We start from the raw sequence: 22,561 nt of genomic DNA on the forward strand, positions 1-22,561 counted from the left end.
CATATATTACCATAAATCCAGTAGTATATGAACGACTATATTACATAAGTAGGAGGTATGAGGTATTATGAAATACGTTAATCTAGGTAGTACCAAAGAAAAGGTAAGTGAATTTTGCTTTGGAGCAATGATGTTAGGAACAGCAATGGATAAAAGCTCTTCTTTCAAAGCTCTCGATCATTTCTATGATGAAATGGGCGGAAATTTCATTGATACCGCCAATTGCTATGCGTGGTGGTTAGGAACCGGTGAATTTATCGGTGACGAGAGCGAAAATGTTCTGGGAGAATGGATGAAGGCACGAAAGAACAGAGATAAATTATTTATTGCCACAAAGGTAGGTGCACGCCTTAAGGATCCGTATCACATCAGAAATTCCAAGGGTGAGGTATACTGGGATCGAGTAAAAGATGAATATGAAGGTTTAACAAAGGAGGTCATTCTTCGGGAAATCGATAACAGCTTACTCCGATTAAAAACAGATTATATTGATTTATATTATACTCATGTCTATGACAAAAATACGCCCATTGACGAGACCATGGATACTCTGAACACGTTAATTAAGGCGGGAAAGATCCGATATCTTGGAGCAAGTAATCTATCAGCGAATCAACTCCGAAATGCGAATCAAGTAAGTGAAGCTCATAATCTTCAGAAATATAGTGTATTGCAGGCGGAGTATTCCTACATTCATCCGAAAGAGGGAACAAATGCCGATTCAGAAACACATGCCGGTAAGGAAATGTTTGATTATGTAGCCTCCGAAGGAATGGCATTTTGTGCTTACTCACCGCTACTTAAGGGTATTTACACCAATCGGGAAAAGAGAAATCAATACTATAATTGGCATCTGTATAATTCTGAGGAAGCCCGCAGAAGATTGGATCTCATTGAGAATATTTCGCAGAAGCTCAATATTACAGGCAATCAGTTGGTTCTTGCCTGGATGCTCCGTCATAATCCACAGATCATTCCAATTCTTGGATTTAGTAAAATGGAACAGTATTTTGAAAATATTCAAGCATGTAATATTAATATTCCAGAGGAGTATCTAACTCTTTTGAATGCATAGCATCATGAGTAGAAGCAAGGAATTCGGATAGAGAAAGGGGATGTTTCATAATGCATCAGCGGGGATAATTACTTACCATAATGCGCTGTCGGAAGAACATATTGCTGTATTTTGGATGAATCAGGCGAATATTTATGTTCGTCTGATTCATATAAAATAAGTAATATGTCCTTCCGTCTGTGTGTGAGGTAAGTAATTGTCCTCGCAAATGTATTATGAAACATCCCCTTATAGTACCAGTCTTCTTTCGTACCTCTCTTAATCCATATTATTTTTTCTTAAAACCATAAACTGTAGTACTCCAAAATGTATTTTGTCCATTAAAGTAGTATTTAAAACCACTTACAAAGTCGTTAAATACCTGCATATATTCACGGCCTGTATGGGGATCCATATACCAAATATAATTTACACCATCCCGTGTATCACAGGCGGTTATTACAACAGAATGTCCGACAATGGAATTACGAAATACTAAATTGGCGATTATTGGTCTTTTAGCTTTTATTTCTGATTTAACAGTTGCAAAATCTAGAAATCTTGAACTAGTTTTACAGCTATAACCATAATCATTAAATACCTGTGCTATCTGTAAATACGAAGCACCTTCTTCTGGTATGTATGATTTCGTATCTCTAACAATTGTACTCTGAGATATATTTCTGCCAAAAGTACCTCTTAATACCGATTCGCAACATGCTGCCCAACACCAAGTAGGACCTCCTTGCTCAACACCAGGAATAAGAATATAATCGGCAGCAGCAAATGCATTTTGATAAGGTAATACTACGAAGAGCAAAGCAAGCATTAATGCTATACATTTTGTAAACCTCTTTTTTAACATATGAACACCTTCTTCTCTTGTTTTTTTGTAAAACATCTTTCGAAATATTTATTACTTGATCAAGCCAAAAGGAATTCCTAATAAACATCTTACATTATATGTATTTTTATGTCAATATATAACACCCCATATAGACTAGTATACGATAGGATAATAGCACTAGGAACTATACGTCCGGTGAAGCCAATACGGACATATAACACATATAATATCTATAGCTCTTCTTTATATTTATTACACGAGATGATATACCACATAGCCAGAACAACTCCCTTCATTATGCTGGTAATGCTGAGAGCCCACCAAATTCCATTAATTCCAAGGCTTGTCGACGATAGAATAAGTGCACTAGGTATTCGAAGTGAGTTGAATACAATATCGACTATGGATGGCGGTGTTGTCCTGCCCAGTCCATTAAATGCGCCGGCTGTTGTTATCTCAATACACATGAACAACTGCGAAAATCCAACTATCTTTAGATACTGGATTCCATAAAGTATCGCTTCCTCCTCCTGAACAAATATGGAAAATAAGGTTCTTGAACCGAAAAAGAATAGCACAGTGGCAAACACTCCGATGAAGGATACAATGATCATTCCTATTGTATATCCTTTGTCCACCCTCTCCCATTTCCTTGCACCATAATTTTGACCGATAAAGGCACTCATGGCAGATTGAAATCCTCCGGCACTCATCCAAGATATCGCTTCAATCTGTGAGCCAATTTTTTGCACTGCAATCGCTGTCGGTCCCCACATTGCTATTATTCTTGCCACTATCATTGATATAATCGTAAAAAGCCCGCTCTGAACAGCAACCGGTAACCCCAGCTTTACGATTACCCGAATATGTAAAAGATCTGGTTTATGAAATAAGGAAATATCCGAAAAAATCACCGATGTTTTTCTTGCTTTTATCACAAACAGGAGTGTTGCTATCGCTTGAGATAGTATCGTAGCTATAGCAGCGCCTATCACTCCTAATCTTGGAAATGGCCCAATTCCTATAATTAGCAATGGATCAAGTATCACATTAATAACAAGACCGATGGAATTAATCACGAATGGAGACTTGCTGTCCCCATAACCATTGAAGATGGAAGTAAATATCGGATTAATAAAAAAGAACACAAATCCCAATGATACAATGACAAGGTAATCAATTGCAGCAAGGATAATTTCCTCATCACCAAGATTGAAAAAGCCAATCAAACCTTTACGAAAGATTATCATGACTAATCCATAGATTAGTGCAAGGAAGATTCCCATTTGAATACTATGTTTGACATGTTTTTTTACTTCCACCATATCTTTTTGTCCAGTAGCTTGCGCAACACCCACCTCTGCCCCAATCTTGGGTATCAGAATGAATGCATTCGCAAGCCAGGTGTAGAATCCCGCGGTACCAACTGCGGCTACCGCTCCTGTTCCTATCCTGCCAACCCAGAGCATATCAATAAGGCTATACGACATTTGAACAAAGCTTGTCCCCATAATCGGAAGAGCCAACTTAAACAATGTTTTTGCTATGCTGCCCTCTGTTAAATGTGCTGTCTTTTCCATCATGTTTCTCTCCTGTATCTAAAATTCGTACCGCTCTCCCTAAGTACCTTAATTATGGTTTCATTATACACCTTATTCAAATACTGGTTCAATATACTCTTTAATTAATTTGATACTGTCCTTTGCATGCGGTGTAAAGTAAGCCGCTATGGAAATTACCGTATGGTATTTGGAAAATCATTTTGTAACATTATAGTGAATGATAGCATATTTTTATAGTAGTAATAATAATAGGAGGTGTACTATGATATTTCAGCTTTTTCAGTTTTTTCTCGTTCTAATAGTTCCGGGGTTAATTGGCGCTTTATTCTTTAGTATATTTGCTCGATTAACAACTGAAATTGATTGGCGAGTAGCTTTCATATTCGATTTGTTTACTTTTACTACAATGATTATCGGCTTATATTATTTTCAAGATATACTCAATGTAGAAGATTTATTAGTTCACTTTAATTGCTTAAGCTTTACAAGAAAATATATACTTCTCAGCATTGTGATCAACATCTTTTATGGTATTATCTTCGGTCTATTACGAAGAGTATTCTTCTGGATCAGAAGAAGACCATTATTCTCCGGCATTATCTCATAGCGTAAGAGAAGTAAATAGCAATATCTCAATGGGTTATTAATATTTGAATACTACGTAAATGAATAAGGGATGTTGCTTATACATTATGCAACATCCCTTATTCACTGTGTAACTGTACTATTAAAATCAGTTTTTATATTCAATTATTCTCTCCAACCGACCAATTCATTTTGGATAAAATCAATACCCAGTAATTTCTCTTTTATTTCTTCTATCGATAATCTCCTTGTATTATTGGAGTTATATTCCTCCTCCTTTGAGAGCTTTTGATCTCCTTCAATAAAATATTTATCATAATATAAATCTCTTTTATCGGCTGGTATTCGATAAAAATCACCTTTATCCTCGGCAACATGGTACTCTTCTCTGGTCATAAGTGTTTCATATAGTTTTTCACCATGTCTGGTTCCGATTATCTTAATTGTGTTGTCTGCACGGAATAGTTCTAGCAAAGCCTTTGCTAAATCAAGAATCGTACAGGCAGGTGACTTTTGAATCATAATATCACCGTTTTGACCATGCTCGAACGCAAATTCCACTAGACCGACCGCTTCTTCTAAGCTCATTAGGAACCTTGTCATATTCGGATTGGTTATAGTGATGGAATTCCCCTGTTTTATCTGCTCTACAAAAAGTGGTATTACGGACCCTCTTGAAGCACAGACATTCCCGTACCTGGTACCGCATATTGTCGTTTTATCAGGGTCCACAGTCTTTGACTTGGCAATAAACACCTTTTCCATCATAGCCTTTGAAATCCCCATTGCATTAATGGGATAGGCAGCTTTATCAGTTGATAGGCATATTATTTTTCTAACTTGATATTCAATGGCTGCAGTCAATACATTATCTGTTCCGAGAATATTGGTTTTTACAGCCTCAAGGGGGAAGAACTCACAGGATGGAACCTGCTTTAATGCGGCTGCATGAAAGATATAGTCAACACCGTACATTGCATTTTTTATCGATGATAGATCTCTTATATCTCCTATATAGAATTTGATCTTATCATTTTTATAATACCTGCGCATATCATCCTGCTTTTTTTCATCTCTTGAAAATATACGAATTTCACCTATATCTGAATTCAAAAATCTTTTTAATATGGCATTACCAAAAGAACCAGTGCCACCGGTAATGAGTAATATTCTATCCTTATACATACTTAATCCCTCAGATATTCTTAATTAATGATTTTTCATAATGATTGAGTGACATTTTCCATAATAATATGATATATAAAACAACAATAAAGGTTCCTTTTATCAGAAAAATCCATAAAGAATATGCTGTAAAATGATTGATTATGATCCCGACAATTAATGTGATTAACATAGGAGGAGCCATATCAATATAGCAGGCCTTAATAAAGGAAAAAATATTAATATGAAGTACTTTATAATAGATAATGTTCATAATGATAAGTCTTATGAAATATACCAGACAGATGGAGATGGCTGCCCCCAAAGCTCCAAAATATTGAGAAAGAATACTGGAGAATAATATATTTAAAATTGCTACTATTACATATATAAAAGCTTGAATTCTAACCTTATTCATAGCAATTATGGTAATACTAGCAATTTGCTGAGGAACTCGAAAAACCCCAGGTAACATCATCAGTAATGCACAATAGTATGCCAGATCAAAGTCTTTACCCATCCATAAATAGATAAATTCTTTGCCAACAACAGTAAAACCAATAAAAATAAGACCGATAATACTATATTGGATTCGCCCAACTTTAATCATGAGTGGTAATACATCCTTACCGTCATTTTTATTAGTAAGAATCTTAGAAACCTTAGGAAGGAACATACCATTTACAGCTCCAGATATGATATAGGCATAGGATTCCAATGTACTGGCAACTCCAAATATAGCAATTTGCGACGAACCGGATACCGCACCAAGGATCGAAGGAATAATACTAAATATAAAACGATTGGCAAAGGTGGAAACCGTTGACCAAATGGAAAAACCAAAGACCTCTTTTAGTAGCTTTGTTTCCCAGAACTTAATATTTACCTTAATTGGAAGTGTATTGTGTATATAGAACAGTTTAATCACAATGATCAATAGACCGGCAAAGACATTGACTAATACTAAGGCATATAATTTATAACCTAACATTAATGCTATCACCATTAATGTTAAAACGATTAGCTTGTGAACCAGATCACTTAATTTTAGCGTCTTAAATTTCTCATAGGAAGTTAATATGCCATTGAGAGTAATAAAAGGCAATGAGATAATGCTAAAGGCAGATGTTATCATATAGATAACCTTAAACTTATCTATTTCCTCCGGTGTTAGTTCCGAATAAATAACAGGGATAAAGAAGTACATGATGATGAGTAATAAGAATATTAGCAAATCTATGAAAAAATATAGCTTGTATATTAAACCAAGAAAATCATTTACCTTCTGCTGATTCCCTTCTGCATTATATTTACTTATGAATCTGGATACTGCTTCGCTTATGCCAAAGTCAATCAGAAATATACTAATCAGGGATGTGGCCAAGGTATATAAACCGTAATCGTTCACTCCGATTTGCTTTACCATCCAAGGAGTATATAACAAACCTGAAAGTAGACTTACGCCAATCGCAAGGTATGATATCATAGCTCCTTTTTTTATTTGATTCATACTATTATCATATCTCGATTTCAATTAGCCTCCCCCTCCCTCTATCTCATAATGAATCGGGGTTAAATATCCATCCATTAATTTAATTTCACCTTTCACCGGATCCGTCCTTGCTGACCATATTCGTATTATTTTATCTCCTGCTTTATAGTATGCTCCCGGATAAGGATGGGTAACTGCTCTGACCAATTTATCTGCCTCGTCCATGGTCATGCTATGAAAAATCTCACCATCCTCCGGCCTTCTTCCAGGCCATTCTGTGGCTTTCGCCTCATCCTGCTTCGTTAAGGTAATTCTATCATTTACGATATCATCCCAATATCTTGAGATCAGTACAATGTGCATTTCATTCACTTTACGATACAATTGCGTCGCTGTTGTTTTGTCATCAAGTTCTATTTTTCCTTGTCCTATGATATCACCTGTATCCACACCTTCATCCAATTTGAACATTGTTACGCCAGTTTGGTGAAGCCCCTTTAATATTGCCCATGGGATGGCTGCTCTTCCCCTGCCAACCGGTAGAAGAGTCGGATGCATACCAATACATCCTTTTCTGGGTGTATTAAGGATTTCCTTTCTAGCAATTTGTGACCAACCAATGATAAATAGCCAGTCTATTTCCTCCTTCTTTAAGGCTACTATTACCTCTGGATCATTGATATTATTGATTTTTATAAGCGGTATATTATACTTTTTTGCTATCTCATCAAGATAAATCCTACCCGATTTACTCTTGGCCTTCTCATCCTTCAGGGTAATAAGCAAATCGAGTTCTCCATTCATACGAAGGATCTCCTCGATACAGCTAAGCCCCAGTTGTACACAGGTTGCAAATGCAATCCTCCTCTTCTTCACCATATCCCCTCCTCCGACTACAGTCCTCTTCGAAACACACTTTCAAATGCCTCTGCGTAAATCATACCCGCCTGCCCTCCACGATATATTGCTAATCCTCTTAATGCTTCATTACTGCGAGGATGCGGATAATCTCTCATGACACCCCGATACTGAGCAAGCGCTTCTATCTTCTTATCGATTGCTTGTTCCCCCACTTCCACAAAGGTATTAGGATTAAACTGATTCAATGCTTTGTTCAGTGCCCAATCCGTAGCCGACAACACTTCCATAAACAATAATTCTACAATTGGATGAATGTCAGGCTTTCTCTGGAATATTCTAACTGCAGCCTGACACGCAATTGACGTATGTATATGATCATTATTCAAATCTGCAGGATGATGTGTGAATATCACTTCCGGCTTCGTATCCATCATTGCTTTTTCAATAAATTGTACCAATTGTAAATGTGGCACAGTATTAAACTCAATATTGGGAAAGTTTCCTTTGATTACTTTTTCTACCCCCAACAGGTTGAGTGAGCTGTGAACATCGATATTCAGCTCCTTTATACTGGGTCGATTATTTCGCGCATTTACCTCACCGGACAAAATGCAAACATTTACGGAATGACCTTCCTTTGCAAGCTTATACATGGTCGCTCCTGCACCTAGAATTTCATCATCCGGATGTGCTACTACGATTAGATACACCATAGTGAATTGCCTCCCCACCACTTAATTCATGATAGAGCTTACTATATTCATTCAGACATTTGGTTTTGTTAAAGTTCTCGTTGGCATAATGTATACAATGCTTGCTATAATAGCTTTTGGTATTCCTGTAAACCTGATTTATTTTCTCAAAAAGGTCCTCCCTATTATTTTCATCCACTACATAGCCACAACCATCCCCTATTTGCTCCGGGTTCGAAGTAGAGTTCATTGCTATAACCGGTGTACCACATGCTAATGCTTCGATTGTTGCCCTTCCACAGGCCTCTTCCATTGATAAATTCAAAAGCACATCTGCCATGGAATAGAACTTCACCATACTGTTGACATCATGGGTTTCTCTAATATGTACAATGTTCTTATAAGCTTCCAGATTGTCTTTCATATTCCCTATCAAAACAATGACCATATATTCTGGTAGCTGTTTTGATAAACGAAGAAATTCAAATAAGCCCTTATCCACTGTCCAAAAGCTTGCGACTCCCAGGATCATAAACTTATGACTTAAGCCCATACTACGGCGTAAATCCTCCGTATCAACCGGCTTATAGACATTAAAATCTACCCAGTTATAGATTCTGGTTATGATTTTAGCCTTCCCTAGTAAGGATTGCTTCGCTTCCTCTGTAATCCAATCGGATACCCCTACTACTGCCAGATGATTGATCCGTCCAAGCAAATCCCTTTTATCATGATACATTTTCCTGCTTTTATCAAAAAACCAACTTGGATTATCCCTATGAATCCTTGGACAATGATTACATTCCTCTTTCCATTTGTAACACTGGGTTACCGTAAAATGAAAGCATTTCCCTGTGAAGAACCAGCAATCATGCAACGTCAAAACAGTAGGAATATTCTTTCTGGTAATATATCTTAGTAGCATTATGATATTAATATAGTTCCCATGAAGATTATGAAGGTGAATGATATCCGGTTCTAAGAGCTCAATATATTTTAGTAGCCGGTAAGTTTCCAACACCGAGAAATATCCCTGTTTTCCAGTGATTCTGGATAATAGAGCATGACACTTACGGTCGAATTTATTGCCTATTTTATAGCCTCGTGCTTTGATTCCATCCGAATATGCGATGTATCCTTTATGACCATTGTCATTAAGAAATTCTATGATTTCTGAGCATATCCTACCAGTACTACGAATACCACTTACGGCATTAATATGAAGAATTTTCATAGTCCCTCCGTTCTACATATCTATAACTTACACCTGATAATATTATGGCTTGGCCGCCTCTCTTCTTCCGGCGGAAGCTTGCGGATATCACCAAACCTGGACTTAAGAAATGCTCTATAGTGCTTTGAGACGAGAAAACGTAAGCCCATGAATTCCATCTCAATTAATTCCTGATAAACCTTTCGATTCAGCGGTCTGAATTTACGATTTGGATTGCATAACTCATAGTAGTACTTACAAGGGAAGGGGTTTAATATATTGCATATCAAATCGATAGAGACGTTAATCCACCTCAACGGAAGAAGCGCTAATATCTGATAGATCCATAACTTCAATCGATTTTTAGTGATCTCTTCTTTTTTCTTATATAAACGATTTAATTTCATACCTCTGGCACCGGTGAGCGATCCGATAAGAGCAATCTGCAGCCTTAATACCGGCAGAAAAATATGATCAACAGGAAAAATATCGATAAACAAGCCATGATGTATCTTTAAATGCTCTGTATTATCCTGAACATATAAGGTACCCTTCCTATGTATCTTGGAGTAACTAAGCGGGAAATCTCTTACCGTCCGGTTATTTTGAAGGAAAAAATCTTCCTTTAACTCCGATCTGCATATTTTTAAAAACTTTTCATATTCCTTTCGCTCCATTACAATATCAATATCATCATCCCATGGAACAAAGCCCTTATACTTAATGGCTCCAAGTAAAGTACCCCCTTCTAAGGAATACCTAATATGATGCTTTCTACAGATTCGATCCACCTCAATTAATATCGTGAATAACTTATCCTGTACCTCTTTGATATCATATTGGCATATCTTATATTGACACATAGGCACCTCGCTCTTACTTATTTCATATTATTCGGAAACCAATCTTCCTTTACAATATATGCTCTGCTGCATGGCCCATTGTGATACCATATGCGTTTTCCATGTAAAAGATTTATTGATATTTCAATCAAACGAGAAGCTGCAACCTCCGGATTCCACGTGTGAACCATAGTGTCATATGCCTTCGTTCCATAGATGGTTTGTAGCTTCGGATGATTTATTAGCCTTCTTACTTTATGATATAGATCACCATTATTTCCTGATTGATAGATAAGACCATTCTTTTTGTGTTCTATGAGATATGGCACGCTTCCCACAGCATGACTTGCCACCACTGCACAGCCACAGCTCATCGCTTCATTGATAACCGCACCCCATCCCTCCATAAAATTACTGGTAGAGATAAATATATTGGCTTCTTCCATATACTTTTTCACTCTGTCAGGGGGCATTGAACCTAATAAATGAACCCTTTCCGATAATCCTAAAGCTTTCACTAACATACGTAATCTATTCTCATAATTACCGGTCCCTATGATATTAATGGTAAAGTCTATATTCTGACTCATTAATTTTCTTGCCAGTAATATTACATCTTTGGTACGTTTCCATCTGATCAATCGTCCAACCCATAAAATGCTGCAATGGGGGTTCTCCTTCTTTTTCATTAATTCAGAGATATCCGCGTTCGGTACCTCTGTGAAATAGCCCCATTGATAGCATGGCTTCCGATATCCACACAGGTATAAATCATAGGATGCATAAGCGCTGGCACATAGAACATACAGCTTCTTATCCTGATATCTCACTACTCTGTTTTGTATTTTTTTACGTGTTGAAGGTATGAATCTGCACCATAATCCATTTTTCAAGAAGCGTTCCGTGTAAAGAAAGCTAAGCTTATCCCTACTCATTCTTAATTCAATTAGTTTGGAAGGACAGGCACCAAATATTACTACATCGAATGTCATAATGATTCTATAGACTAGTCTCCTTTGTTGGTTATTCTCATACATATTGATTGCATAGGAATACTTTGAGTTCATATCTTCGTAGCCAATCTTCAATCTTTCTCTCGGAATTTGCCCAGTGCAAACAAAATAAAATTCCTCACAATGCATATACAACTGGTTACATAAATGTAATTGATGATGATTTAAATAGTTCGAAACAAAAGCAATCCTCAAGATTAAACCTACCTTTCTGTTTTATTGCCAAAAAAACATATACGCAGGGTTGTTCCTAATCAGCAAAAAAATTAATGTAGCACTAGCAACGAAAAAAACAAAGAATCTTTCTTTTTTCGGAAAGGAATTGATAAGCTCCGGAACTAACAGGATAATGAATAGTGAAAAATATTGAATAATTCGCATTGCGGAAGGATTAATAAACGTAAAAGGTACAAGCAATACTGCTATTAACAGTGCATTCATATACTGTATCGCCTGCGTATTATTGGTCAAAATCTCTTTTCGTTTCATTAAAGTAACAATGGCTAATGCGATTAGGAAAATCGAAAATGTCCAGGTAGCTGCCCCTTCATATGGTTGATACTGATCATATCCGATTATTCTGCTACCCAATCGAAACAAACTATCTTTCAATACTAAAGTTCCAGCAAAGGTACATCCATAAAGGACCAGATACTTATTAGTAAGCTTCTTATTCGTAATAAAATAAAAGGGTAAAAAACACATTGCTGATAAATGAATCGTACTAGCTATCAGAACCAGTAATATGAATTTCCATATATTTCGTTCTTTAATAAACTCATACCCCACGAATACCACTATGGCAGTTGCTATGGTCTGTCTGATCCCTGTTATCGAGAAAAAGGAATAAAACAACGATGAATATATCAGAAAGCTCATAAATGGGTCATGCGAGTATCTATATATCCATATTCCAAGCGGCACTGTAAATATAACTGCGATAAGTATTAAATAAATGCGATAATCCGTGGATAATAATTGAAAGAGCTTCTGAAACACGATATATCCCGGATCCTTACCCATGGATCCGTGAATAAAAATATTTACTCGCTCATTCCATAGGGTACTCCACGATATATTTTGGGCCTGCTCAAATATATAACCGTATTTTATCGTATCTGCACCAATCGTTAAGTGACGAAGACCGGATAGTAAAATCCAGTTTATTGATGCCAGTATGCAGAATATCTTGTTATTTCTCTGCGATGATTCATGTAAAAAAATCACTTTATATAAAATCAATAGCACGATATTGATTAAATAAATTATCAAATAAACTCACCTCATATATCATTTCCCATGTAATAGAGTCTTCAAATCATTTTCTAAGGTACTCTGTATATGCTTTCTCTGATGATTTCTCCATCCACATTCCCAAGATTGTTTCGCATATTTTTTTCTGAGGCTTGGTGAATTAATCAGTCGGCTTAATTTCCGTATTATCTCACTTTTCTTATAGGCAATGACTGCCCCATGGTTTTTCGATAAATACTCTATTGAGGCTATGTCTTTGTTTCCGACAGCGAAAATGCACCTGCCACTATAAAAATAATCTACAAGCTTAGTGGAAAATGATAATCGAACCTTGAAACGCTGCTTAAGATCAAAGCCTTCTACATGAATTAATATATCAGCCTCCTGTTGAATGGCTGCTATTTCTTCTGACGGAACGGATTTCATTCTATGAATGCTTTCCGGATAATCTAATAAGCGTCTCATTTTAAGATTAAGCGGAGTGGAGGTGTAAATATATAATACTGCCTTTATCCCATCCCTATTTATTTCATGTAAAGCAGAGCCTATCAGTGCTAGTGTTTTATAACGTCCCGTACCGATATTTCCGGAATACACCAGCTTTACAGGCTGGTTCTTGATTTCATAGGTGGGCTGCTCCTCGAAATCATAACCTTTATATAAGATTCTACAACTACGTCCGAATAATCTGGAATACTCCATCCTTTGCTTTTCGGATATGACATACATAAGAGAGCTTAATTCAGATAATTTCCTTAATTTCTTTCTCTGAAGGAAGCGATTGATCCAGAAAATGGGTGACAAGGAAAACTGCTTTAATGTATATACATCATCCCAAGCGTAAACTACTACGGGGACCTTGGTATATTCCTTTAGAAAAAATAACATTTCATTTAAATACCCTCGATCCAGAAAGTGTGCAAAAATAATGTCTGGATTAAATTGATCTACAAAATCTTTTAAATCATCACAAATCCAGTTCTTAAAGCTCCAAATTAAATCTCTCAATAAAAAGAATAGCTGTAATCGATGGGAACGCATGAAATCAACTGCTTTCTTCCTTTTATCAAGGGCTCTCATATCCTGATTACTAGAAGTAATGATACGGCAGCATTTGTGTTTAGGATTAATCAAATTCTTAAGAATATTTCGTTCACTGATATGCAGATGGTATTTCACAAAATCGACATCCGGAGTTCCCCCGCCGCAGCAAATATGAGCAATTTCTATATCTTCCATACCATTAAATAGATTGGTATAGGTATTCCCGATACTATTATCCTTTCTCCATGGATTACAAGATACAACCAATATTCTCATACTCTAATCTCCATCATACTTTCTTAGTTATTGAAGTACTGCGCATTATTTTCACCAAACGGTTTCCTTTTTGATAATTGCTTTACCAAATGGATTCGATTCTGTAATAGCTTTTGTGCAAATATTTTTGCATCAAAACGACTTTTTACATATTCATGTGCTGCTTTACCATATCGGTATCGTTTCTCGTCATCATTCACCAGCTCTTCCACTGCAGCTACAATGGCATTCGTATTCTTTACAGGTATAGTAATCCCGGTAACATTCTTAATCATTGCATTCGCAGGCCCCGGTATATCGGTTACAATGACAGGTACCTCCATAGCTTGGGCTTCCACTACTGACATACCAAATCCCTCTCTGTAGCTGGGAAGGATAAAGATATCCATTGCAGCAATATGTCTTTCCACATCAGTAACCCGGTTTGTTTTTATAATACGATCATTTTGATAAAACCACTCCAATAATACAGGATCAATCGTGTCCTCCTTTTCAATGGGACCGACAAAAAGTAGCTTCAATTTCGGACACTTTTCTTCTAATAATTTGAACGCCTCGAATAGTTCAACACATCCCTTTTCTTTACCTAATCGACCAACAAATCCTAGGACAATACTATTCTCCTCGATACCATATTTATTGCGAATCTCCCTGCGATAAATCTCTTTCTGTCCAATATCGAATTTATCAAAATCAACTCCCTTTGCACTACCGTTCCATATCACACTGCTTTTCTTTTTCGAATAAAACCTTCTTTTTCTACAATAATGTAAATTCCCATAGCTGTCCGGTTGTACCCGGGTAGATAATAAGCACACGATTCGTTCTATCGTTTGGAACAGGATTCGCTTTAAGCCTTTCATAGTCACATGAACCATACCCCACTGACAGTATAAGCGTATAGGTATTCTGGCCAGACAGGATGCAATAGCCGCATAAAAGCTTGCATTTGGCGTGGAATATTGAGCCATATGAAAGTTACCTTGTTTAAGTGCCCTATATAAATAATAGACTGCCTTTAAGGATCCCAGAAGATCAATTCCCCTTGGCATAGGGATTGAAATGGCTTTTATATAGGGGTAGCTATATAGTAGCTCCTGTTTATATTCCTCTGTCATATTGCATATCACTGTTACGTCAAAGCCATACTCGTTATATAATGGCAAAAATGGTTTTATCCAATAATCAATGGAGCTGGATATGGTGGTTATGATGCAGTATCGATATCGATAACCTGCTTTTCGCTTAGATCGATTATATTGCTCTATAAAATTCTTTATATTACTCTTAATAAGACTATAGAGCCGATCTGCTGTCTTATCCGAGGTATAAGAATTATGCGGTGTTATTATGACATTCTCAAAATCCCATAATGGGCTCTCACTACTTAATGGTTCTTCTTCAAATGCATCCAGAGCAGCACCATGAATTCTTTTCCTTTGTAATGCATTTATTAAAGCCTTCTCATCAACAAGTGCTCCTCTTGATACATTAATTAGGATACTGCTTTTCTTTAGCATCGATATCCTCTCGTTATTCATGAAATGATGGGTTTTCTCTGTAACCGGTAACGAAAGAATAAGAATATCCGCCCTATCTAACACATGATCCAATTGATCATATGTATAAAACTCATCGGTTAGGTTGGATTTCTGAAAGACTAAATCAATTCCAATAATATATAAATCAAAGGCTCTCAATCGTTTTGCAACCTCTCTGCCTACGCTGCCAAAACCAACAATAATTGCAGTTTTACCATTTAATTCAAGTATGTCTCTTTGCTTCATCCATTCATGATTTGTCTGCAACCGATAAAACACTTTACTTTTTTTATAGAAATGTAAAATCATTAATATAACCCATTCAGCCATTGGAATGCTATATACTCCCTTAGCATTTTCCACCCGAATACTGGTGGATTTGATATATTCTATAGGAATCCTGTCAAAACCCGCACTTGTAAGTTGAATAAATTTCAAATTCTTGAATCTATCGATAGAGTTGTATAAGAATAAGCCATTACAGACTACCAGCTCGATGTCCGATACCTCTGTAGTAATTTCAGTTCTCTCATCCTTTATGTAGATAACTTCTCCTGCTATTTCTTCTAGTTCCCTTATTTGCTCTGCTGTATATGAAAAAACACCAGTCAATAACAGCTTCATTGAACTTCCCTGCCTTTTTTCAGCTTCTCTTCTATTTCAGCCACCTTCTTTTTTAATACTCTCTGATTTCTCAAAAAATATCGATAATCCTTCCTGCGTATCCTGTCTTCAAGGCATCGAATCTCCTTCAATCCCTCCTGAAAGACCTTTTCTATCGTTTCGTAACCCTCCTCCTGATCACAAAAGCTTCTGGATAAGATGGCCATACTACATCCAAGGCGATATATCTCACCGACTAAGTATTCTGCTGGTATCAAGCCCTCTCCCGGTCTTGTAATTCCTCCAAAGCCGTAAGGAATTCCCTTCGCTCTGAATTTATTACAGATTGCTTCCACTGTGCCATCCGCTAACAAGGAAAACATAAAGATGCGTTTATAACCAAGGTGAAGATCATTGATTCCAATATGTGCATAATCAATTCCGGGAACACTTAAAATTGCATCAATATTCTTTACAGCCTCCGGAGTTTCAAAAAGCAAGCAGGTTTTTACCCTTCTATTAATATAAGCCATAAACTCTTCCACTTCTTTTTTTGTTTTAAAGAACGGAAGCATGATAATGTCAGCCCCATTTTCAATCGCTTCATTAATCTCATCCTTTGAACCGTCATATATGGGGTTAACACGTACTATAATTTTCGCTTTCTTTATATTTTCTTTTATTTTTCCGATATCTACTATTCTATGATTGGAAATTCGGGTATCCAGATGCCCTTGCCTCTCTTTTTTTCCTATAATCTCCAGATCAATCCATATCCAGTCAACACCGCTGTCCTCTGCAATCTTGGCTATTTTTGTGTCGTTTGTTCCATACATAAGCCTGATATAAGGGTAATCCTTACTCTTTTTTACCGTTTCAGCTATGTTTAAATTACTATTCATAGTGAGAACCTTAAAGATTGTGATAAACACAATTTTCATATCCAGAAGAAAGCTGAAACGCTCCACATATTCGATATCATACTCGATACGTCTGTCCCAATCCAAACCCTTTCTTCCATGTATTTGCGCTAATCCTGTAATTCCCGGGAGCACCATAAATCGCTTCTTCTGTAAGGCTGTGTATTCGTAAAACTTCCATGGATGATAGGTAAGGGGAGGTCTGGGTCCGATAAAGGACATATCTCTTTTTAAAATATTAATTAATTGAGGAAATTCATCAATGCTGGTTCTTCTTAATATTCTTCCTACTTTGGTTACTCGTTTATCTCCTTTTCGTTCATAGACCCCTTCTTTTTCTGCGCCTAGATACATCGTACGAAATTTATACATGCTGAATTCTCTCCCGTGTAATCCCAAACGTGACTGCTTATAGATGATTGGGCCTTTTGATTCTAGCTTAATGGATATTGCGACAATAACAAAAAGTGGTAGTAGAATAATTAGACCAAAGATAGAGCCCATCATATCTAATGTTCTCTTTACACTTCTATATCCCATAAAATCATGAACCCCTCACATATCGTCATAGATTTAATATATGAAAGGGATCCATTTTTGTGCCGCTTATAAGCCGATGTAACATATATTGCGACTACTGTTGTAACGATGAAAGCTACTTTGCGAACATTCTATTATTATGAATAAAAAAAGGATCATGGCCTTCCTCACTCATGATCCCTGTTGCTTTATACTAATATCGTCTCTTCTGGCAAAGTTATAGTTCCGTTGATTTTTGAAATGTTGGTACAGCCATAATTAAGGCATTTTTAATCTGCATCATATCCTTTGTATCAAGTGCTTTTTTAAGACTTTTTATCTTCTCTTCAATTTCTTCCTGTGAAATTGTGTAATGCTTCTCAATGAAAATCTTAGCATCCTCAGTTTCTGACAGGTCATCGTTATGCATTAACAGCTCTTCATTTAATTTTTCTCCCTGTCGTATTCCAATTTCTTCAATTGGAATTTCTTTATATGGAACATATCCCATTAACCGTATTAAGTTCTCGGCTAATGTTAATATATTGACCGGCTGCCCCATGTCTAATACATAGGTTTCCGATTGGGTATTCATAGAACAGGCTCTCAGAACCAATTGTGCTGCCTCAGATATCGTCATAAAGTAACGGTTTGCTCTCTTATCCGTGATTGTCACCGGGCCGCCCTGTTCAATCTGTCGTCGGAAAAGCGGGATCACTGAACCGTTCGATCCCAATACATTCCCAAAACGGACTGTAATATAATCTGTGTCGCTTTCTTCCTTCATACTTTGAACGATCATTTCACATACTCTTTTACTTGCCCCCATCATACTGGTTGGGTTAACTGCTTTATCCGTGGAAATAAGTACGAATTTCTTAGCATGATAACGATGTGCTGCATGGACCGTATAATAGGTTCCAAAGATATTATTCTTAATTGCTTCATCGGTGCAATCCTCCATAAACGGAACATGCTTATGGGCAGCTGCATGGAATACAATCTCCGGTCTGTACTTCTCAAATAATGCATTAATCTTATCTTTATCCTGCACCGATGCAATCTCAACGGATAATCTTAGAGAATCATTGTACTGTGCGATTAATTCCTGCTGTATGTCAAAGGCATTATTTTCATAATTATCAATTATTATTAAATGCTTCGGACCTGACCTGGCTAGTTGACGGCATAATTCGGAACCAATGGAACCACCTCCGCCAGTCACCATAATGATTCTCTTCTTAAAATAGCATTGGATCTCCGTCTCATCAAATGAAACGGACCTCCTTCCTATAAGTTCTTCTACCTTAAACTCCCGCACGCAAGATAATAAATTAGATCCATTTTGCAGGATAGAGATCAGATCCGGCAGGAACTTCACTTTGACTTCTGACTTCGTAACAAGCTCTAATATTTCTCTCTTTCTTATCTCACTTAGTGAGGGTATCGCTATAATTATCTCACTAACTGGCATTTCTTGTATAATGTCATGAAAACGATTGATTGGACCATATACCATGACATTTCGTATTTTCTTACCTATTTTTTCAATATCATCATCAATAAAATAGCGAACAGAATAATTTGATTTATGATTATATAGAATTTCATCATATATAAGTACCCCTGCACTACCCGCGCCAATGATTGCTATGGGCAATCTGTACCTTGACATACGAGTAAGAAAATTGCGATATTTTCTATATAGGAAACGTATCAATAGCATAAGCAGGATGGATACAGCACATGAGGATACAGAAAAAATAAGGGATGTTTTCTTTTTGAATAGAAAGCTGTTTATCAGGAAATAAATCAAAAAACCGAAGGTTATACCAAACATTAATTTTATATATTCATTATACTCAGCATATTTCCAAATAATTTTATAGCTTTTTATTTTTATTTGAATGATGGTAATACATAATAAGATAGAAAATATATGGCTTAGAAAAACCTTAAAGTCAGATCCACTAAGTTGATATTGGATGCTATGAGGTATCCGATAGTAGATAATATAACAAGTAATATAAATAATAAAGCAATCTATGATAAATAATATTATGGATTTCAGTTTGCTTAATTTCATTTTAGTTCACTTCCCTTAACATGAATTGACCGGTATCATTTCTAATCATTTTCCCCTTTATTATTAATTTTGCATTTTGCTGTAATCGGTCACAATAATCTCTTCCAATCTCCTTCTCAATAATAACAAAGGCATCCCTTAGATTTGGAGGCCTTTGGAACATGTTGTGACAGTCACTTCCAACTACATCGATATATCCCTTTTTGATATAATGAAGTGCTGTTTTTCTCTGCTTTTTATCAATAATGGTGTTTGCATTTATTTGCATAACACACCCCATATTTATTAATTGCTTTATATGCTGTTTACTTTTCCAAAGGAAATGGTACCTTTCAATATGAGCAAGAACCGGTATCACCTGAAATAAATTCATCAGCTTTTCGATACTTTCGACATCCAAATCACCCCAATGATCTTTATAAGGCAGTTCCAGTAAAAGATACCTCGTATTATGAATACATAGCTGATCAAGATCAGAATATTGATACAGCATATCACGATATAGTGTCTCACTTCCAGAAATCAGGGTAATTCTGGATGAATTCATTGTCAGAATTGCTTTTTCTCTTTTTGCAGTAAAATCCTCTAAAGAAATCTTTGCAGAATCAAAATGAGGAGTACATACCGCTGCGTGTATCTGTTGTGATTCTAAGCACTCCGTCATTATTAGGGCTTCCTCTATATTCTTTGCACCATCATCAATATAAGGTAAGATATGAGTATGAATATCAATCATGCGATGCTCCATAATGAGAATAATAGTAATTTAATTTCTTTCCACGATTTATTGATACATCATTTAGTACAAATCCCAGTATGTTTCCATGGGATAGCATTAGTTTCTCTAATGCATTGGTTAAATTAGGATGTGAAGTCATGCCCTCTCTGACAACGATGAGTAACCCATCAGAATACTTTACCAGGCTAAGGGAATCGGATAGTACATTCACAGGCGGTGTATCAAAAATAATGTAGTTATACTCCTTTTCAAGATTCAATAAGAGCTTCTCCATCTGACTACTTGCCAATAGTTCAGACGGGTTTGGAGATATGGAGCCCAATGGAATTATGTCCAGGTTATCATAAGAGGTTTTTATAATGACATCTTTTAGTTCTGCCATTCCTGACAGGGCATCACTAAGTCCCGGCTTATATTTTAAATTAAAGTAATTGTGTATCTTACCCTTTCGTAAATCACAATCTATAATCAGAACCCTGAAGCCTGCCTGAGATAACGTGATACCCAGATTAACACTCGTGGTGCTTTTTCCGTCTGAGGGTAATGGACTGCTGATAATGATTTTTTTACATCCCTCTTTAACTAATGTAAAACGTAGATTTGTCCGAAGAGATTTGAACGATTCACTAAAAATGACTTTTGAATTATCATCAAAACCATTATTATTGTAATGCTTTTTATTTTTCGACTTAAATAAAATTCTCTTATGTATCCCTCTTTCCTTTGACAGATCATAACTCGGTATTTCTCCCAGTATCGGGAATGGGTGATGTGTAGCTAAATCCTCCTTGCTCTTGATATTAACGTCCAGTATTTCAACTAAAAAAATTATGATAACCGAAGCTGCGAGACCGAGTAGTCCTCCAATCAGCGTATTCCTTAATATATTGGGTCCGGACGGTACCTTTGGGAAAATCACCGGATCAACCACACTGATCTTTGCAGATGGCTTGATTGTTTGTATTAATTCAGGTGCAATTCTCTCCATACTTTCTGCTAAAGTATAGGAATCATCTGCACTAAATGAAGTTACGCTAATTTGAAATATTTCTGTATTATTAATACTTTTTACTGTTGTCATATTTTTTAATTGACCTATGGAGTAACCCAGCATAGTATCATCCTGTATCTTCTCATAGAAAACATTCGTATTTAGAAAATTGATATAGGTTGTTACCACCTTCTGTGCATAATTCAATTCATTCAAATTGAGACTGGCTTCCGAATCATTGGGTATTACATATAGCTTCACAGAAGTTGTATAGGAAGGATTTATTATAAATTTACTAAATATAAACGATAGTAATAATCCAGCAAATAGACTAATAGTAATCCAGATGATTCTTTTTAGTACTAAGTTTATCATTTCTTTTACGGTAAACTCCATTCCTCAAATCCTCCATCCAATATTGCACATGCCTTATTACGTTTCTTACAGTTATAATATGTCGATAAAAGAATTAAGTGCTATGAATAAAATTATTTCGTTAAACCACTTTAACCGGACTCTGCATATATAAGCAATCATATTTATTGAGTTTCTATTAGTTGACTTTTACTGATTAATATATCAAAACAATTAGTTGAAATATATATACATACATGTTAGTATGTATAATATAAAGGAGGTACAGTGATGAGAAGAACGAAAGACGATGCCGAAATGACGAGACGTGCCATTCTGAAAGCTGCCCTGAATTTATTCAGTAAGAATGGATATACCAATACCAATCTTCAAGAGATCGCTGTCTGTGCAGGAGTCACCAGGGGTGCAATTTACTGGCATTTTGAAAGTAAAGCCAATCTGTATTGTACCTTAATCGATGAGGCTAATAATCGTGGAGATTATGTAATTGAGCAGGCTATGAAAGCTGGTGGTTCCTTTAGGGAAATATGCAAGAGAATTATGGTTGCACAGTGGCTTCTTCTGGAAGAAGACGAAATATATAGAGACACCTTTATTCTTGCTATGTTTAATACAGGTGTCGCACCCGAATTAGAGAAAAGCAGACAGAAACTGCTTGATAATGCGAAACAGCTTATCGAAACTGTTTCAGCTTATATGAAGGTAGGGATAGAAGCAGGAGAACTAAGAAATGATAAAACGCCTATTGAATTAGCAAACGCTTATCTTGCTTATCAACAGGGTGTAGCAGTGAACTGGCTTCAGGATCCAACACGTTTTTCTATCAAAGAATCGGCATCCGCATTGGCAGACATCTTCATAAATGGGATGTAATATTATTGAATAAAT

Annotated in this window: 19 protein-coding genes; 3 read left to right on the forward strand and 16 right to left on the reverse strand. The window is 36.3% G+C overall.

Annotated elements, in window-relative coordinates; genetic code table 11:
- Positions 1-67 precede the first annotated feature (67 nt).
- Positions 68-1,075 carry an aldo/keto reductase gene (locus tag H0486_RS11170; protein ID WP_228353080.1) on the forward strand — a complete coding sequence of 336 codons (1,008 nt, stop codon included), beginning with the start codon at positions 68-70 and terminating at the stop codon, positions 1,073-1,075.
- A gap of 268 nt (positions 1,076-1,343) precedes the next feature.
- Here the strand turns inward: H0486_RS11170 and H0486_RS11175 are convergent, their stop codons facing one another.
- Together H0486_RS11175 and H0486_RS11180 are read right to left on the reverse strand one after the other, a co-directional pair.
- Entirely contained in the window at positions 1,344-1,919 is a 576-nt protein-coding gene (locus H0486_RS11175; RefSeq protein WP_228353081.1) for a C39 family peptidase, read from the reverse strand.
- Positions 1,920-2,131: 212 nt separating this feature from the next.
- Positions 2,132-3,484, reverse strand: a complete 1,353-nt coding sequence (locus H0486_RS11180; protein WP_330594504.1) for an MATE family efflux transporter — start codon at positions 3,482-3,484, stop codon at positions 2,132-2,134.
- 241 nt (positions 3,485-3,725) lie between these two features.
- Here H0486_RS11180 and H0486_RS11185 point away from each other — a divergent pair, with 241 nt between their 5' ends.
- On the forward strand, positions 3,726-4,070 hold the full coding sequence (locus tag H0486_RS11185) for a hypothetical protein (RefSeq protein ID WP_228353082.1): 345 nt from the start codon (positions 3,726-3,728) through the stop codon (positions 4,068-4,070).
- Positions 4,071-4,213: 143 nt separating this feature from the next.
- Here the strand turns inward: H0486_RS11185 and H0486_RS11190 are convergent, their stop codons facing one another.
- The 14 genes from H0486_RS11190 to H0486_RS11255 all read right to left on the reverse strand — a co-directional run bounded on the left by H0486_RS11190 (position 4,214) and on the right by H0486_RS11255 (position 21,694).
- Positions 4,214-5,233 carry a polysaccharide biosynthesis protein gene (locus H0486_RS11190; RefSeq protein ID WP_228353083.1) on the reverse strand — a complete coding sequence of 340 codons (1,020 nt, stop codon included), beginning with the start codon at positions 5,231-5,233 and terminating at the stop codon, positions 4,214-4,216.
- Positions 5,234-5,243: 10 nt separating this feature from the next.
- The gene (locus H0486_RS11195; RefSeq protein WP_228353084.1) at positions 5,244-6,746 is read right to left on the reverse strand and encodes an oligosaccharide flippase family protein; all 1,503 of its coding nucleotides are present in this window, start codon (positions 6,744-6,746) and stop codon (positions 5,244-5,246) included.
- Positions 6,747-7,583, reverse strand: coding sequence for a formyltransferase family protein (locus tag H0486_RS11200; protein ID WP_228353085.1), 837 nt, complete (start codon positions 7,581-7,583; stop codon positions 6,747-6,749).
- Between the two features lie 14 nt (positions 7,584-7,597).
- Entirely contained in the window at positions 7,598-8,278 is a 681-nt protein-coding gene (locus H0486_RS11205; protein ID WP_228353086.1) for a PIG-L deacetylase family protein, read from the reverse strand.
- On the reverse strand, positions 8,244-9,491 hold the full coding sequence (locus tag H0486_RS11210; RefSeq protein WP_228353087.1) for a glycosyltransferase: 1,248 nt from the start codon (positions 9,489-9,491) through the stop codon (positions 8,244-8,246). The genes H0486_RS11205 and H0486_RS11210 overlap by 35 nt, the downstream gene beginning before the upstream one ends.
- A gap of 20 nt (positions 9,492-9,511) precedes the next feature.
- The gene (locus tag H0486_RS11215; RefSeq protein WP_228353088.1) at positions 9,512-10,333 is read right to left on the reverse strand and encodes a LicD family protein; all 822 of its coding nucleotides are present in this window, start codon (positions 10,331-10,333) and stop codon (positions 9,512-9,514) included.
- A 17-nt stretch (positions 10,334-10,350) separates the two neighbouring features.
- Entirely contained in the window at positions 10,351-11,379 is a 1,029-nt protein-coding gene (locus tag H0486_RS11220) for a glycosyltransferase family 4 protein (protein WP_228353089.1), read from the reverse strand.
- 162 nt (positions 11,380-11,541) lie between these two features.
- Complete coding sequence (locus H0486_RS11225) at positions 11,542-12,597, reverse strand: EpsG family protein (protein ID WP_228353090.1); 1,056 nt, start codon at positions 12,595-12,597, stop codon at positions 11,542-11,544.
- Between the two features lie 18 nt (positions 12,598-12,615).
- Positions 12,616-13,899 (reverse strand): glycosyltransferase family protein, encoded by a 1,284-nt coding sequence (locus H0486_RS11230; protein WP_228353091.1) that lies wholly within the window; start codon positions 13,897-13,899, stop codon positions 12,616-12,618.
- A 23-nt stretch (positions 13,900-13,922) separates the two neighbouring features.
- Positions 13,923-16,064 (reverse strand): NAD(P)-dependent oxidoreductase, encoded by a 2,142-nt coding sequence (locus H0486_RS11235; protein ID WP_228353092.1) that lies wholly within the window; start codon positions 16,062-16,064, stop codon positions 13,923-13,925.
- Complete coding sequence (locus H0486_RS11240) at positions 16,061-17,503, reverse strand: aldolase/citrate lyase family protein (RefSeq protein ID WP_228353093.1); 1,443 nt, start codon at positions 17,501-17,503, stop codon at positions 16,061-16,063. The genes H0486_RS11235 and H0486_RS11240 overlap by 4 nt, the downstream gene beginning before the upstream one ends.
- A 217-nt stretch (positions 17,504-17,720) precedes the next feature.
- Positions 17,721-19,568 carry a polysaccharide biosynthesis protein gene (locus H0486_RS11245; RefSeq protein WP_228353094.1) on the reverse strand — a complete coding sequence of 616 codons (1,848 nt, stop codon included), beginning with the start codon at positions 19,566-19,568 and terminating at the stop codon, positions 17,721-17,723.
- Position 19,569: 1 nt separating this feature from the next.
- Positions 19,570-20,304: a tyrosine-protein phosphatase gene (locus H0486_RS11250; RefSeq protein WP_228353095.1), complete on the reverse strand. Its 735-nt coding sequence runs from the start codon at positions 20,302-20,304 to the stop codon at positions 19,570-19,572.
- The gene (locus tag H0486_RS11255) at positions 20,297-21,694 is read right to left on the reverse strand and encodes a polysaccharide biosynthesis tyrosine autokinase (RefSeq protein WP_228353096.1); all 1,398 of its coding nucleotides are present in this window, start codon (positions 21,692-21,694) and stop codon (positions 20,297-20,299) included. Before H0486_RS11255 ends, H0486_RS11250 begins: the two co-directional genes overlap by 8 nt.
- Before the next feature lie 249 nt (positions 21,695-21,943).
- Between H0486_RS11255 and H0486_RS11260 the strand changes: the two genes are divergently transcribed.
- The gene (locus H0486_RS11260) at positions 21,944-22,546 is read left to right on the forward strand and encodes a TetR family transcriptional regulator (RefSeq protein WP_228353097.1); all 603 of its coding nucleotides are present in this window, start codon (positions 21,944-21,946) and stop codon (positions 22,544-22,546) included.
- Positions 22,547-22,561: the final 15 nt, after the last annotated feature.

The sequence above is a fragment of the Variimorphobacter saccharofermentans genome (assembly GCF_014174405.1).
GTDB lineage: Bacteria > Bacillota > Clostridia > Lachnospirales > Lachnospiraceae > Mobilitalea > Mobilitalea saccharofermentans.